The 1,023-nt window shown below is 37.0% G+C and carries 2 protein-coding genes; both read left to right on the top strand.

What is annotated here, in order from left to right; translation table 11 throughout:
* A partial coding sequence (gene mobC, locus F890_RS17535) for a plasmid mobilization relaxosome protein MobC (protein WP_005268412.1) occupies window positions 1–260 on the top strand: 260 nt, incomplete at its 5' end.
* Window positions 261–437: 177 nt separating this feature from the next.
* The coding region (locus F890_RS17530) for a relaxase/mobilization nuclease domain-containing protein (protein ID WP_005268410.1) at window positions 438–1,023 on the top strand (586 nt) is incomplete at its 3' end.

Raw genomic sequence — 1,023 nt, 5'->3', positions numbered from 1 at the left:
AGTCAGCTGAAACTTTAAATATGAGTGTGCCTTCTTTCGTTAAGAAAAAGGCACAGGGATCTCGATTGGTCGCACCTAAATTAGATAAAACAACGCGACAATCGATAGCCAAAGATTTAAGTAGATTAGGTGCTAATGCCAATCAGATTGCGAAATATTGCAACCAACATCAACATGAAGCACCGAACTATAAAGCATTAGAACGTAATATCAGCGAATTACGTGAAAGGTTAGATGAGGTATGGAACAAACTAAATTAAGAAGATTGCTATTTAGCATTTGGATTTTAACTGTTATATCTTTAATGATCTTCATTTTATTTTTTAATTTTTCATTCCTAAAACAATGGTGGTTTATCACCATCTGTTTCTTATTTTGTGCTTTCGGTGGCCTTTTAATTGATCATTTTATTCCTAAACAAAAAAAGCGTGATACCAATGGCAACAACTAAATTAAGTGCCACCAAATCAACGTCACGTGCCATTAATTACGCTGAAAAACGTGCAGTTGAAAAAAGTGGCTTAAATTGTGATGTCGACTATGCGAAATCGAGTTTTAAAGCTTCACGTGAGTTATATGGCAAAACCGATGGCAATCAAGGGCATGTCATTATCCAATCGTTTAAACCTGGCGAAGTCACGCCCGAACAATGTAATCAATTAGGATTAGCACTCGCCGAAAAGCTCGCACCGAATCATCAAGTGGCGGTCTATACGCATGCAGATACAGACCATGTACACAATCATATTGTGATTAATTCCATTGATCTTGAAACAGGTAAAAAGTTCAATAACAACAAGCAAGCCTTACGTGATTTAAGAGACTTTAATGACGACGTATGTCGTGAACATGGCTTAAGCGTGCCAGAAAAAGATACAGCACGCTTACGTTATACACAAACAGAAAAAGCGATTGCTGACCCTAATACAAAATCAACCGCCCAATATTCATGGAAAGATGAAATACGTGAAGCAATCGACCAATCAACAGCTACAAGTATGGATGAATTCAAAGACCATTTAA

Source organism: Acinetobacter sp. CIP 64.7, assembly GCF_000369745.1.
Taxonomy (GTDB): Bacteria; Pseudomonadota; Gammaproteobacteria; order Pseudomonadales; family Moraxellaceae; genus Acinetobacter; species Acinetobacter fasciculus.
This window is presented reverse-complemented; position numbering and strand designations above follow the sequence as displayed.